We start from the raw sequence: 433 nt of genomic DNA on the forward strand, positions 1-433 counted from the left end.
ATTTGTTCTTGTGTTTGTATTTATGGTGAGTTATAGGCCTATAATATTCTTTATTTACTTCCATTCACTAATTCTTTACCACCTCAACTTTATTAGTTGTAAACTTCATTGTTGTTGGTGGCTCGGGCACTTCACCTTTATGGTTAGTTTTAGCATAAACTATTGAACCATCTTCAAAGGTGTATTTAATACATTGTTTGGCCATTGGCGTTCGCAAACCTTTACCAACTCCATATTTAGCCTTTTTCCAATCCTTATCAAGGATAGGGTCGTACCAACGGGAGTTGTGCTCTCTTTGGAAGTATTCAATATTCTCTTTCCAATACTTTTCTCTTTCTACTTGTTGCTCAGGCGTTGCCTCAGGGGTAGATACAAAGCTAGGGTATAATGCAGGAGGAAAACCTTCCGCTTTCCGCCTCTCAAAATCAATTTC

The 433-nt window shown here is 37.9% G+C and carries 1 protein-coding gene; it reads right to left on the minus strand.

The window, feature by feature from the left end; translation table 11 throughout:
- Positions 1-67: 67 nt before the first annotated feature.
- The coding region (locus tag L3049_RS21560; protein ID WP_275111907.1) for a hypothetical protein at positions 68-433 on the minus strand (366 nt) is incomplete at its 5' end.

The sequence above is a fragment of the Labilibaculum sp. DW002 genome (genome assembly GCF_029029525.1).
In the GTDB taxonomy this organism is placed as follows: domain Bacteria; phylum Bacteroidota; class Bacteroidia; order Bacteroidales; family Marinifilaceae; genus Paralabilibaculum; species Paralabilibaculum antarcticum.